At 38.2% G+C, this 14783-nt stretch carries 13 protein-coding genes; 11 read left to right on the top strand and 2 right to left on the bottom strand.

Features of this window, described 5'->3' with window-relative positions; all coding sequences use genetic code 11:
- Positions 1-23 precede the first annotated feature (23 nt).
- Complete coding sequence (msrB, locus tag BHU72_RS06160) at positions 24-452, bottom strand: peptide-methionine (R)-S-oxide reductase MsrB (protein ID WP_069701760.1); 429 nt, start codon at positions 450-452, stop codon at positions 24-26.
- A gap of 249 nt (positions 453-701) precedes the next feature.
- Positions 702-1142 (bottom strand): universal stress protein, encoded by a 441-nt coding sequence (locus BHU72_RS06165; protein ID WP_069701761.1) that lies wholly within the window; start codon positions 1140-1142, stop codon positions 702-704.
- 218 nt (positions 1143-1360) lie between these two features.
- Between BHU72_RS06165 and hcp the strand changes: the two genes are divergently transcribed.
- The 11 genes from hcp (at position 1361) to BHU72_RS06220 (ending at position 14734) form a co-directional block, all read left to right on the top strand.
- A complete protein-coding gene (gene hcp / locus BHU72_RS06170; RefSeq protein ID WP_069701762.1) occupies positions 1361-3007 on the top strand; it encodes a hydroxylamine reductase in 1647 nt (548 codons plus the stop codon).
- Positions 3008-3420: 413 nt separating this feature from the next.
- Complete coding sequence (locus BHU72_RS06175) at positions 3421-4722, top strand: HD-GYP domain-containing protein (protein WP_069701763.1); 1302 nt, start codon at positions 3421-3423, stop codon at positions 4720-4722.
- A 14-nt stretch (positions 4723-4736) separates the two neighbouring features.
- Complete coding sequence (locus BHU72_RS06180) at positions 4737-5927, top strand: THUMP domain-containing class I SAM-dependent RNA methyltransferase (RefSeq protein ID WP_069701764.1); 1191 nt, start codon at positions 4737-4739, stop codon at positions 5925-5927.
- Between the two features lie 325 nt (positions 5928-6252).
- Complete coding sequence (locus tag BHU72_RS16635; protein ID WP_495657303.1) at positions 6253-7425, top strand: anthranilate synthase component I family protein; 1173 nt, start codon at positions 6253-6255, stop codon at positions 7423-7425.
- Positions 7422-8345 carry an aminotransferase class IV gene (locus BHU72_RS06190; RefSeq protein ID WP_069701765.1) on the top strand — a complete coding sequence of 308 codons (924 nt, stop codon included), beginning with the start codon at positions 7422-7424 and terminating at the stop codon, positions 8343-8345. Before BHU72_RS16635 ends, BHU72_RS06190 begins: the two co-directional genes overlap by 4 nt.
- Positions 8346-8420: 75 nt before the next feature.
- On the top strand, positions 8421-9287 hold the full coding sequence (locus tag BHU72_RS06195) for a hypothetical protein (protein ID WP_069701766.1): 867 nt from the start codon (positions 8421-8423) through the stop codon (positions 9285-9287).
- A gap of 175 nt (positions 9288-9462) precedes the next feature.
- On the top strand, positions 9463-10017 hold the full coding sequence (locus BHU72_RS06200; RefSeq protein ID WP_069701767.1) for an RNA polymerase sigma factor: 555 nt from the start codon (positions 9463-9465) through the stop codon (positions 10015-10017).
- Positions 10017-11582 carry a Gmad2 immunoglobulin-like domain-containing protein gene (locus tag BHU72_RS06205; RefSeq protein WP_069701768.1) on the top strand — a complete coding sequence of 522 codons (1566 nt, stop codon included), beginning with the start codon at positions 10017-10019 and terminating at the stop codon, positions 11580-11582. Before BHU72_RS06200 ends, BHU72_RS06205 begins: the two co-directional genes overlap by 1 nt.
- 76 nt (positions 11583-11658) lie before the next feature.
- Positions 11659-12060, top strand: coding sequence for a methylmalonyl-CoA epimerase (mce, locus tag BHU72_RS06210; protein ID WP_069701769.1), 402 nt, complete (start codon positions 11659-11661; stop codon positions 12058-12060).
- Positions 12061-12127: 67 nt separating this feature from the next.
- Entirely contained in the window at positions 12128-13519 is a 1392-nt protein-coding gene (locus BHU72_RS06215) for an acyl-CoA carboxylase subunit beta (RefSeq protein ID WP_069701770.1), read from the top strand.
- Between the two features lie 90 nt (positions 13520-13609).
- Positions 13610-14734 (top strand): M20/M25/M40 family metallo-hydrolase, encoded by a 1125-nt coding sequence (locus BHU72_RS06220; protein WP_069701771.1) that lies wholly within the window; start codon positions 13610-13612, stop codon positions 14732-14734.
- Positions 14735-14783 lie beyond the last annotated feature (49 nt).

A 14783-nucleotide genomic window follows, 5' to 3' on the forward strand; every position in this document is an offset into this window, starting at 1 on the left:
TTTTATGTTTGTTGAATCTTATCTTATTCCTCAGAATCTTTATTTAGCTTTAATGCCGCGGAATTTATACAATACCGCATCCCAGTGGGCTTTGGACCGTCCGGAAACACGTGACCGAGGTGCCCGCCACAGCGACTGCAATGGACTTCTGTACGCTCAATTCCCATCATCGAGTAGTCTTTCTTGATTCCGACATGGTGTTCGTGAACCAGAGAGTGAAAGCTTGGCCAACCAGAACCTGAATCATATTTGTGTTCGGAATGGAAGAGTGGCTGTCCGCACCCGGCACACTGGTATTCCCCTGGCTCTTTACAATCATGATATTGGTTACGAAATGCGGGTTCAGTTCCATGATTTCTTAGTACATGATACGTGGGTGGTTCTAATAGTTGTTTCCATTCTTCGTCAGTTTTCTGAACCTCAAAGTGTTTGTTTTCACGATTAAGTACCATTTTGATTAACCACCCCTAGAGTTTTATCTCAGCGGCGTTTACTAATACTCCCACTTATCTAAGTGAGAGATAAGTGCCGCCAAGCTTCGAAATAAGTGCAACTAGAGTTCAGCCTGGAGTAAAAACTCCATCTGAACTAAGTTTTCTTTATATTGTTTAGTATACACTGATTAAACGTTATAGAAACACCTAACAATACGATAAAGAGTTTATAGGATAGTAAAAAAAGGCCTTGCGGCCTTCTTTAGTTTATTTCAAAACCATTACTGGACATTTCGCTTCGTTGATTAATTGAACGGTAATATTCCCTTTAAACAAGAAGTCAGCAAAAGAACTTTCTCCGTGATGTCCCACGATCAATAAATCCGCTTGGAAAGCATCGGCTTCCTTAATGATTGTCTTAATCGGATCACCTGTTGCAATTTTAATATGGTAAGGAATAGAGTTTTCTTCGAAAATCTTTACTACTTGATCAATGCGTGCTCTTACGTCTTCAAGAATCACATCTTCAACATGCACCCCAGCATCATCTAATAACATACTGACGTTTGATGGCATATTTGGGAACTCAGCTACAGTCAGTATTTGCACTTGACGGTCGTGATCTTCTTTAATTAATTGACAGATCATATTCGCTATTTTTGGACTTATTGGTGATCCGCTAGTAGGAAACAATATACGATTAAACATTAACCCCACTCCTTATGTATGGAAAATCCTTACTTCATTATATTACAACATTTTTTATTTTATTTCACTAAAAAAATGTTGCATAAACACAAAAATCATCACTAGGTATGATTTATCTCACAGCAATCTGTTTTGCTATCCTGTAATATTAGTTTCAGGAAGAAGACATGGTCTCCATGTTTAAAATAAAAAAACAAAATTACAGGAGGTTTTATAGTATGGATATGAAAATGTTTTGTTATCAATGTGAGCAAACGCTAGGTGGAAAGGCTTGTACAAAAGCAGGTGTTTGTGGTAAGGATGCAGATGTAGCAGCTTTACAAGATTTGCTGATTCACAATCTTAAGGGTCTTGCGTTTTATGGTCAAAAGTTAATTGAAAGAGGAGAAAAAATCAACCCTACGATTCAAACACTTATGGTGGATGGAGTTTTCTCAACATTAACAAACGTAAACTTTGATCCTGAGAGATTTTTCACATACAATACTAAGGCAGAAGCATATAAGCAAGAGTTACGTGCACTTGTTGGTAACATCGAAGGAGAAGTTCCAAGCGCTGCGTTATATCAGTCTCCAAATCGTGTAGATTTAATGATTGAAGACGGATTAAAGTTCGGCATTATGGCAGATCCTAGCATGAATGAAGATATCCGCTCATTAAGAGAATTACTAATCTACGGATTAAAGGGTGTTTCAGCGTATGCTCACCAAGCTGCAGCTCTAGGAAAAACGAACGAAGAAGTAAACAATTTCTTCTTCAAAGCTCTTAACGAAACATTAAAAGATGACTTGACTGTGGATGCATTATTTGGATTAAACATGGAATTAGGGCAAGAGAACCTAAAGGTAATGGAATTACTTGATAGCGTGCACACAGGAACATACGGTCATCCAGTACCTACAAAAGTGGCTGTAACTAAGAAAAAAGGACCTTTCATCGTAATTTCTGGTCACGATTTAAAGGATTTACAAATGTTACTTGAGCAAACACAAGGAACTGGCGTAAATATCTATACGCATGGTGAAATGATCCCTGCTCATGGTTACCCAGAATTAAAGAAATACTCTAATCTTGTAGGTAACTATGGTGGTGCTTGGCAAGACCAACAAAAAGAATTTGATAACCTTCCTGGGTGTGTGTTAATGACAACAAACTGCATCCAAAAGCCTCGTCCTAGCTATGAAGATAGAATTTACACTACAAGTGTAGTAGGATGGCCTGGAATTAAGCATATTGAGCAAGTAGATGGAAATAAAGATTTCTCAGCAATCATCAAACATGCAATTGAGCTTGGTGGATACACTGAGGACGAAGAAGAAAAGAACATCCTAGTAGGTTTCGGTCATAACACGACTTTAAGCCATGCTGGTGCAATTATTGAAGCTGTTAAGAGTGGAGCAATTAAGCACTTCTTCTTAATCGGTGGTTGCGACGGTGCGAAGCCAGGAAGAAACTACTTCACCGAGTTCGCAGAGAACACTCCACAGGATACTGTAATCTTGACACTTGCATGTGGTAAGTACAGATTTAATAAGATTGACTTTGGTACGGTAGCAGGTCTTCCGCGTTTACTTGACGTAGGACAGTGTAACGATGCGTTCTCAGCGATTAAAATTGCTGTTGCATTAGCGGAAGCATTCGAATGTGATGTTAATGATCTACCATTATCACTTGTATTATCTTGGTACGAGCAAAAAGCGGTAGCAATTCTTCTTACATTGTTATCACTAAACATTAAGAACATTTTACTTGGACCATCATTACCTGCATTCGTTTCACCAAACGTGTTACAAGTTTTAGTGGATAAGTTCAATATTCGTCCAACTACTAATGCAGAAGCTGATTTACAATCAATCTTAGGATAATCCCCTTATCCTAACGAATTAAAATCACTAGTTAACAACTAAAAAATAGATACTCGTAATAAACCCATGATTCTATATGTAATCATGGGTTTATTTGTTATAATATCAGTAAGTATAAGTTTTTAAATGTAGATAGTATAGCTGTGCATTAGCAACATATCAGCAGTAAACTGCTGTGTTTATGCGTTAGTGCAACTAAAGCGTTCTTAAAGCGAGACTTATGCAAGGCATATAGCGAGACTTATACTTTGCGTGCTTCGCTAAAGGTTGGCGAATGCCAAGTTTTCTTTATAATATTAAAATAGAAGTGGCAGTTTTGATAACTTGAATGACATTAAGAGAGTATAAATTTTAAAATTTCGAAGTTAGTATTATTACTATATAGAGTGAGAAGAAAAGTGGGAGATGATCTTGTGAAACGAGAGCTGAGGGTTTCATTATTTGACTTAGTGACCAGTTTGTCGAATGCGATGGACTTAGTTAGCCAGGATATTGTCAATCATCACAAGCGAGTCGCATATATAGCCTTAAAAATAGCAGAAGAGATGAATTTGCGGGTTAAGGATATTAATAACATTGTTCTTGCCGGTATTCTTCATGACGTAGGAGCTTTATCGTTTCGTGAAAGATTATTTGCAAGGGAATATGAATTTAGTAATGGGAATCTCCATGCAGAGGTCGGGTATCAGCTTCTTAAGGATTTTGCTCCCATGCAGAAAATGGCACAAATGGTTCGTTTTCATCATCTGCCTTGGAAAGATGGTGCAGGACAAAGTTTCGAAGGGGAAGAAGTTCCTATTGGTGGACACATCCTACACTTGGCTGACCGCGTAGAAATTCTCATTAATCGTAGGGAGGAAATCCTTGGACAAACGGAAAACATCGTCTCTATAATACAAAAAGGTGATTCTACGCTATACTGCCCTTCAGTGGTGGATGCTTTTTGTGGTTTAGCAGATAAAGAGTATTTCTGGCTTGATATTGTATCGCCAAATATTGAGCAAATTTTATCGCAAAGTACGGAGATTTCATCGATAGAACTAGATTTAATGGACATATTAGACTTTACAAGGATGTTTAGTCAAATCATTGACTATCGTAGTTCTTTTACAGCTACGCACTCCAGTGGTGTTGGTGCAACAGCGGAAGCAATTGCCCGGTTAATCGGTCTTTCCGAGCGCGAATGTAAGAAAATGCGGATTGCAGGCAACTTACATGACCTAGGAAAACTTGCAATCCCTAAAGAGATCTTGGAGAAACCAGATAAATTGCAAGTCAATGAGTTCAATGTGATTCGAAGTCACACATATCATACGTATCGAGTGTTGGATGCAATTCCAGGCTTCCGAGAAATTACGGAATGGGCTGCGTACCATCATGAAAAACTCGATGGTACAGGATATCCATTCCATATAAAAGGTGAAGATATTTCTTTAGGTGCGAGAATTATGGCAGTAGCTGATATATTTACTGCAATCACTGAGGATCGTCCATATCGAACTGGACTTGAGAAGGAAAAGGTATTAACAATACTTAAGAAAAAAGTAGAAGAAAATGCTTTAGATGAAAGAGTTGTCACTGTCTTGGAGAATCACTATGACGAAGTCAATGACATCCGATTCTGTGCGCAATCGGAAGCATATGCAGACTATCAAGAGTTTGGGAAAGAGAGTGCTGCAACAAAGTTGGATGAGTGTACAAAAACCAATGAATAAGGGGTTTACTATAAATGACTAAATTAGAATTAATTGCGACTACAACCTTCGGCCTCGAAGCAGTGGCTAAAAGAGAAATTATGCTGCTTGGATATGAAATCAAGCAAGTAGAAAATGGTCGTATAACTTTTATCGGGGATGAGTCGGCTATTTGCCGGAGCAACCTGTGGTTAAGAACAGCGGAAAGAGTTCGTTTGAAGATTGGTGAGTTTAAAGCATTATCGTTTGAGGAACTTTTTGAAAAGACTAAAGCACTGCCGTGGGCGGACTGGATTCCTGAGAACGGCCAATTTCCTGTTGATGGAAGATCAGTAAAGTCCAAATTATTCAGTATATCAGACTGTCAGGCTATTACGAAGAAAGCAATCGTAGAGAGTCTGAAAAAAACATACAAAACTGAATGGTTTGAAGAAAATGGTCCAATGTACCGTATTGAAGTTGCATTATTAAATGATATTGCTACTTTAACGATTGATACTACGGGGCTTGGATTACATAAACGCGGATATCGAAAATTGATTAGTGAAGCACCAGTGAAAGAAACGATGGCTGCAGCAATGATTCAGTTATCCAGATGGCACCCAGATCGTATTCTCATGGACCCTTTCTGTGGTTCTGGAACGATTCCGATTGAAGCTGCATTGATAGGTAGGAATATTGCCCCTGGAATCAATCGGAATTTTATTTCAGAAGAGTGGCCGCAAGTCCCGAAGAAATTATGGACAGATGCGAGAAAAGAAGCCCACGATCTTGCCGACTATGATCGTCCACTTAAGATTATTGGTACCGATATGAGTGAAAGAGTAATAAAAGTAGCGCGTCAAAACGCATATGATGCGATGGTAGATTCAGACATCCATTTTCAAACATTGCCGTTTCAAGAAATGCAGACCAAGAAAAAGTACGGCTACATTATTTGTAACCCTCCTTATGGAGAAAGACTTGGAGAAATCGATGAAATGTATGCTCTTTATAAAGAAATGGGACAAGTTTTTAGAAAGCTTGACACGTGGTCGCATTTCATTCTAACGGGCTATGAGAATTTTGAAAGTGCTTTTGGGAAAAAAGCAGATAAAAATCGAAAGCTTTTCAATGGGAATATTAAGACGTACTTCTTTCAATATTTCGGTCCTCGACCACCAAGAAAACTAACGGATTCAAGCGAAGAAGGGGTAACAGAAAATCACGATGATAGCTCAGAATAAGCAGTACCTGATTGACGATAAAACGTATACTCAATGGAAAAGTGAATATACGGTGATTCCTGTGATCAAGAAACTAGCGTTTCATGGGACAGTTATTGATTTATGCGATGCTTTTCCTTCAGAATATCAAATTTTATTACACAGTCCAAGGATCGGTAGATATTCATTTTATGCTGTTCGTAACGTTGCTTTTCTAACGGGGACTGAAAATGGAATTCAAATTAGCAATTCTGAAGGACAAGCTCCTATCAACATTGATGGTGACCCATTATTACTGTTAGAAGACTATTTTGTGAAATACCAAGGTCCAAGGGTATCGGTTGATATGCCTTTTTATGGTGGGTTAATTGGTTTCTTTAGCTACGATATTGCACGATATATTGAGAATTTACCGAACACGGCATCTGATGATCTTCGGCTGCCGTTATACTATTTCTCGCTTGTCAGTGATGGGATTGCTGTTGATCATCAGAACAATGAAATCTATTTATTTGCCAATGCACTAGATGATGAATCCTATCTTGATGTATGTGAGCGAATTGATGAGATAGAAAGTATAATCTTTAGTTCTTCTAATCCATCACATTCAGATAAGGACCAGTATAAAGATTATGCTATCCAATCTAACGATGAAGAAAAGATTATCGATGCATGTAACACGCGTGAGTATTTGGAAGAATCTTTTACAGAAGACGGATTCTGTGATGCAGTTGATAGAATCATTGATTACATAAAGGCGGGTGATGTGTTCCAGGTCAATCTATCGTTACGAAGAGGCTTACGGACACAAAATTCACCATTACAAATTTACCGTGCACTAGTTGAGAAGAATCCTTCTCCATATATGTCGTTTATTCAAACTCCAGAATTTGTAATTGCTAGCTCGTCTCCAGAATTACTTGTGAAGGTTAGAGGTTCAATGGTTGAAACGCGTCCAATTGCAGGTACACGCTCTAGGGGCCTCAATGAAGAGGATGAATCACGTTTAATAGATGAGTTAATGACCAATGAGAAGGAGCTCGCAGAGCACATTATGCTAGTTGATTTAGAAAGAAATGATTTAGGTAGGGTTTGTAAATATGGTACTGTAGAAGTGGATGAATTATTTGCCATTGAGAAATACTCACACGTATTACATCTCGTATCGAATGTTCGTGGTGAGTTAATGGATGATAAGAGTTTGTTTGATATCGTAAGAGCAGTTTTTCCTGGGGGTACAATTACAGGTGCACCAAAGGTCCGAACGATGGAAATTATAGAAGAATTAGAACCAGTAAAAAGAGGCTTATACACAGGATCCATTGGTTGGTTAGGCTTTCAACAAGATATGGAGCTGAATATCGTGATTCGTACAGCGATATTTAAGGATGGTTGGGCTTTTGTCCAAGCCGGGGCTGGTATCGTATACGATTCAATTCCGAAAAGAGAGTATAAGGAATCCATGAAAAAGGCAAGGGCATTATGGGAAGTCTTACATAGTTCAGGAGAATCCATATGAATACAATTCCGAATGAATTTGTGTTATTGAATGGCGAGATTCGATTAGCGTTGGACGCGAAAATCAGTGTATTTGACGGATCGATTCAATATGGATATGGCTTAATAGAAACACTGCGTACATATCGTGGTGTTTTCTTTGCATGGAACGAACATTATCTAAGATTAGTCAGAGGTTGCCAGCAACTTCATATGAAAGTCCCTTTTTCATTAGAGGAAGGTGAAAGATATTTGCTACAATTGCATCAAGCATACACCAAACAAGATATAAATTGTGATGGGGTATATCGAATGACTGTGACTCCTAACCTAGTCCTTAACTGGAATACCAGTCAACAGACTTCATTTTTTATCACTCGAAGAGAACTCCCAAGTCTGCCACACGATATTCATACGACCGGAATCGAAGTCGAGGTTTTACAAACCCTTCGAGCACCAAGTATTACCAATGAGCGAGTAAAGGCACTGCACATGACGGATTTAATTCTCGCAAGAAGAGAGCTACAAGTAAAAAATCCTAAGGCATTCGAAGGTCTTATGTTAAACTCTTCGCAATCGATTGTTGAGGCGACGTTTTCCAATCTTTTCGCTGTGTTGATAGACAATCAGAACAATACCCCTATCTTATGGACTCCTTCTCAAGAAGATGGTCCACTCGCTGGTGTCACCGGTGGAATAGTGAAAGATATTGCACGTACTGTCGGCTTAAAGGTTTTAGAATCGACGATGAAAATTGAGATGTTATCCCAATGTCGTGAGATATTTTTAACAAACTCCGTACATGAGATCGTGCCTGTACAGAGGGTATTATCCCATGGGCAGCAGGTATTTGAGAATCAAGAACGCGATTTCACTGTTTCTCATAAAATCTACCGCCAGTATAAACAGATGGTTGAATCCCAAGTCAAAATATCAAAATAATACATTAATAGAATAAAAATCCTCTCTCCTTCGCATACTAATCATGTCTATTACTACATGAAGAGGAGAACTGATATGGATACGAAATTAGGTATGTGGATAATACTTGTGATTTTAGCTTCATTAGTAACATATAACTTGACTCGTTTTTTCGTGAAAGAAACTATTAACATTTGCTTACGTTATCATATAGTGAGAAAAAATCTTCAGAAAAAGCCGTTACCGCAAATTGGAGGATTTGCTATTGCGTTAACTGCTCTTTTTTATTTATTTGCACTACACAATGGATTTCAATGGGTTTCTGCAATGGCTGTAAAGAGTGAAGTGCAACTGCTTACACAAGTTTTGATTATAAGCATATTAGGCTATGGATTCCTTGGATTGTTTGAAGACGTCGGTGGGAAATTAGATTTAATTAAAGGGGCTAATCAACATTTAGCACATTTGCGCAACGGGTACCTCTCTGCTACTTTGGTGCGCCAAACTTTTGGTTGCTTTTTAGCGCTGTTTATCAGTTCATTTCTTGCAAATGAAACGCTTTTATGGATTTTCGGTGCAATCATTATTGTTCTTTATACAAATATTTTTCATTTGTTGCGAGATCAACCGACAGCAACAGGCAAACTTTTTTTGATGCATCACTTCGTATTTTTCTTCGTATTTCCCCTGAAAGAGATTTGGATTCTAGCAATTCCAATCATCGTTGCAGTCCTCACGTATATACCTTTTGAGGCCAAGCAAAAGATGAACATTGGTAATATTGGTACGGCAATTCAAGGTTCATTATGTGCGATATACTGGAACTTTTCCGTGCCAAACATAACTTACCTAGGAATCATAACTAGTTGTCTTATCATTACTTTTCTACTATTAAAGAGAAATTTCTTACTCACGAATCCAACAAAGAATACAGTAAAAGAGACAAAAGCTACTATACAATAAATGATTACCAAAAACTATTGTATTGCCTAAAAACTAAAGGATGAGATAAAATAACTCCTGTTAAAGTGAAAAATTATGGAATTTATTACATGCTGAAACCTTTTCAGAACACACTTCGTCTAGTATGATAGATTTCATAATTGAATTCCTCACTTTTAAGGAGGCAAAAACTGCAGTGATCAGTGAAGAAATCGTTAATCTAGCAAAACAGGGCGACCGTGAAGCGCTGGTTGTCATTTTGAAAAATAGTGAAAATGCAATCTATCAAACTGCATATTATTTAACGAAGAACGAGGCAGATGCGAAGGATTTAACTCAAGATACTCTTTTACGAGTCTATCAAAAGTTTCATACCTATCAGGGTCAAGCTTCTATTAAAGTATGGGTACAGAGGATTACAACCAATATCTTTTTAGATAAAGTTCGAAAGAAAAAAGCTCAACTGTTCTCCCTTGACAACGAAGCTTATCAATATATTCCAGATGAGGGATACAGTGTTGAAGAACAGGTGGAAGGCCAGATGAAAAGCCAAGAAGTACGTGAAGCCGTACAAAAGCTACCAGAGCAATATAAACTTGTCGTTGTGTTACGCTATTTGCAAGATATGACGTATAAAGAGATAGCTGATATCTTGGAGATACCTGAGAATACAGTAAAGACCCATCTCTTCCGGGCACGAAAACATCTTAAAGAGTTACTACGAACTTCAATGTGTGGGGGGGTGTCATAATGCATTGCGAAAAATATGAAGTTAACATTCAACGGTATTTAGATAATGATTTGACAGAAGCGGAGATTGCGGAGCTTTTACAGCACTTAGAAGAATGTCCCGCTTGTAAACAAGAATATGATGAATTTCAAAAACTGCATCAGCAATTACTCGAACTTCCGCAAGTGACAATGGAAGATAGCTGTATTGATGACATTTTAAGTCGAATTGATTCAGGGGAAATAATACAGCAAAATAAGCAAATGGAAGAAAAGCCCAGTACAGAAGACGTAGTGAAACAACGACCGTTGTTCAATCGATATAAGCAGTATCTAGCACCAGTGGCAATTGCTGCTTCGATTCTGATTGCCATACTCATAAGCAATGGTTCGTTCCTAAATGGCGACCCATATGCAGGGGAAGCACCTCGGGTCATGGAAGACTTAGAGCTTTCGATGGAAGCTATACCAAGCCCAGCTGATCCTGCTAACGAGTTCACTAACGACGGCCGAGATGCTCGTAACTTCAGTCTTTCGATAGCAGAAGAACAAAGTCATATGAAAAAGTTTGGTGTGGATCGATCATTACTAAAAGACATGATGTTTAAGACAGAAGATATCAATCGTGCACCACGTGTCATCCAAACTTGGGTTGAATCATCCAAGGATATCTTCGCGGGACAATCCTATGCACTGAATGGAAAAACATACATTTTCGTTTCTTTAGGGAAGAAAACGACATCTGGTTTTGCGGTAAATATAGACAAAGTATACGTTTTAGAAGATGCATTATACATCTTCACAAAGATTAAAGAGCCTAGATTTAATGAGGTTGTGACAGAAACAACATCGTATCCAACAGCATTGGTGGTTGTGGATGGAGAGTATCAAAATGTGAATTTTAACGACTGGCAAGGGGCAGAAATAGAAGTTTGGATTCCAGAGATTTATGGTATAGAATCGATATCAGAATTCCAGCAGTCTAGCTCTGAACTCATTAAAGTAGCATCTCCACAAGCGAATGCAACTCTTAAGGATTCAATTATGATACAAGGCATTGCACGAACTTTTGATGCGACAGTCTACTATCGTGTCATTACAGAGAAGCAGGAAGAGCTTGCGAGTGGATCGTTCTTTGCTACGAAAGGGATTCCGGATTGGGGATATTTTGAGCAAGAAATATTCTTTGAATTACCGCAAAATCTTGCATCACAAGCGTATGTAGAATTATATGAATTAAGCTTACGAGATGGCGGGAAACTTGGCACGGTGACCATACCTGTAAAATTAGAAAATACTGAGGATCGGCAAGCGATACAGCAGAAACATTGGGTTAGCTATCTAGTCAAAGCAATTGATTCTGGCAAACAACGGATTCAAGTGGAACAATTATCAGTGGATGCTAGAGATATTAAAGCGCCGAATATGATTGATATGAAGAACATTCCGATAATCCGCGATATTTCAACAGATAAAGTAAATACTGCAGTAAAGCATGCAGCGTTTGCGGATATCCAGTTGAACACAGAAATTGGTGCGTTGTTCACACCCGAGGGAAAGCTAATACAAATATATATATTCGACTAACACCGCAAACGCGGTGTTTTTTTTGTTTTTTATACATAAAAATTATAGAAGACTTAAAGTGTTAGGAAGTGTTGCTATGAAACAATTACCTACTATTGATCATATTGGGATTGCCGTTGAAGACCTGGACGATGCGAAATATCTTTATGAATCTCTATTAGGTTTTCAATATATAGGTACATTTACTGTTCCAAATCAAAGGGTAAAGGTTGGAATTCTTCAGGCAGCAAATATCAGAATCGAATTACTGCAAGCAATCGATGAAGATAGCGTAATCCATCGATTTATACAGCAGAAGGGACCAGGTATACATCATATCGCTCTAGAGGTATCTGATATGCAGCATACGATCAAAACATTGAAAGAAAAGAATATTGAATTACTCGAGCCTGTACATGCGAAAGGTGTCAATCATTCACAAATTGTCTTTATCCATCCTAAATCAATGTCTGGGGTGTTATTAGAGCTATGCCAGTAGTTAGCTTTGCAATGAAAAAGCAGGACATTAAAAATTTTTGGACATGAAACATTGATGAGGTGAAACGATGGATAAAATGAGAGAGAAAATTAGAATATTGTGTGATCAAGATAGTTTTGAAGAAATTAATGCATTCGTGACATCAAGAATGAGTCAAGGCGTATATAAACAAAACAGCATGGGGGACGGTGTAATCACGGGTTATGCAACCATAGCGAATCGAAAAGTGTTTATATACGGACAAGATTTCACCTTTTGTGGCGGATCATTAGGAGAAATGCATGGCAAAAAAATTGCGCATTTATATGAGCTCGCGGAGAAATGTGGCTCTCCAGTTATCGGACTCATACACTCTGGGGGTGCAAGAATTAACGAGGGTGTCTTAGCCCTCGATAGCTATGGCCATATTTTTCGCAAAAACGTTGAATTATCAGGGAAAATACCGCAGATATCAATTATTCTAGGCCCTTGTGCTGGGGGAGCTGTTTACTCACCTGCTTTAACGGATTTTGTATGTATGGTAGAGAATCAAAGCCAGATGTTTATTACCGGACCGAAAGTCATTGAGGTAATATCTGGTGAAAAAATCATTGCCAATGATTTAGGTGGAACTAATATCCATGCCAATTCCAGTGGAGTGTGTCATTTAGTGCGAGAATCAGAAGAAGAGATGTTTCATTCGATTCAACAATTACTTGAATATATACCGCAGAATCATCAAGAATATCCTAGGAATATAGAGTACATAGGGGAACTCTATAATGAAATGCTAGAAGCATGTATACCATATGAGAAGAATAAGACTTACGATATGCGGAATATTGTATTAGAGCTAATGGATAATCATAGGTTTTTTGAAATCCAAGCAACCTATGCGAAGAACATTATGATTGGTTTTGGAAGAGTAGGTGGTCACACGATTGCCATAGTTGCCAACCAACCAAAATATCGAGCAGGTGGAATTGATATTGACGCATCCGATAAAGCTGCAAGGTTTATCAGATTCTGCGATTGCTTCAATATACCGATTCTTACTATTATTGATGTTCCAGGCTTTATTCCTGGTCAGCAACAGGAGGCACTAGGGATTATCCGACATGGAGCGAAGTTATTATATGCTTATGCAGAGGCTACTGTACCTAAGATCTCGCTAGTTGTAAGAAAGGCATATGGAGGCGCATATGTAGCTTTAAATAGTAAGAGTATTGGTGCAGATATGGTATTCGCTTGGCCAACAGCAGAAATATCTGTTATGGGACCTCAGGGTTTACAAGCTATAATGAAAGACACTAAGAACAGTCCTGATTCTGATCCAATGATAGCTGCTTCATATGGACTTATTGATGAAATCATAAATCCAAACGAAACAAGAAGGAAACTTAAAAGCGCCTTGATGTGTCTACAAACAAAATCAAATCCACAAAAGCATTCAAAAAAACATGGGAACATCCCATTGTAATAACGTCCTATTATAGTATGGGTACAATTGCAGAGTCCCTTCACGTTGTGATATCATGTGTTTACATTTTTAGAACAGGAGGCAATATTTGTGATCAATGAGAAACGACTTTTAGAGCAGTTTTTAGCATTGGTAAAAATCGATAGTGAGACTAGAAATGAGCGTTTAATCGTCAATGAGTTATTAGAGATAATTCAAAATATGGGATATAATGCAGTGGAAGATGATTCTGCTACAAAAGCACAAGTAGGAGCAGGGAATATTATTGTTACAATACCTGGAACGAAAAAAGCGAAGAGTATTATGTTTACAGCACATGTGGATACAGTAGTACCAGGTAAGAATATTCAGCCAGTCGTTAAGGATGGGTATGTGTATTCTTGTGGAAAAACAATATTAGGCTCAGATGATAAAGCAGGAGTAGCAGCAATCCTTGAAATGGCGCATGTCATTCGTGAGCAGCAAATGGAGCATGGAAATATACTTATAATCTTAACAGTTGGTGAGGAATGCGGTTTATTAGGGTCTAAGAACATCAATCGCGATCTTTTGAAAGCTGACATGGGAGTTGCCTTAGATAGTAACGGGAATGTAGGGCGAATTGTAATTCAAGGGCCAGTGCAGAAGACTTTACAAGCAACAATCACAGGAAAAGCTGCCCATGCAGGAGTAAATCCTGAAGATGGAATTAGTGCAATTGAAATTGCTGCTGAAGCGATTTACCACATGCCCTTAGGTAGAATTGATAAAGAATCGACAGCTAATATTGGAATCATTGAAGGAGGCAAGGCAACCAATATCGTCTGTGAATCGATAACTCTCAAAGGCGAAGCTAGAAGCTTAAATCGAGAAAAATTGGCCAGACAAATTTCAGCTATGGAAGCTGAACTTCATAAAGCAACGGAAAAACGCGGAGCTACTATAGCTTTAGATATTATCGAAGAATATCCAGAGTTTTCGTTTACAGAGCAGGATGAAGAAATAAAGATTGTGAAGAAAGCTATGGAGAACATTGGAGTTATCCCTGAGCTCGTGGGTAGTGGCGGCGGAAGTGATGCTAACATCTTTAACGGATATGGGATTCGCACACTAAACTTGGGTATAGGTATGGAGAATATTCATTCCGTCAATGAACGTATTGAAATTGAACAGATATATCAAGCATCTCGATTGCTTGTGGAAATTGTCAAGGTTGTTGCTGATCATGATAGATAAATAATTGGCTTTGTCGCTAATATATTCTAATGGCAGTAAAAGAGAAGGA

This window comes from Desulfuribacillus stibiiarsenatis, from assembly GCF_001742305.1.
Taxonomy (GTDB): Bacteria; Bacillota; Bacilli; order Desulfuribacillales; family Desulfuribacillaceae; genus Desulfuribacillus_A; species Desulfuribacillus_A stibiiarsenatis.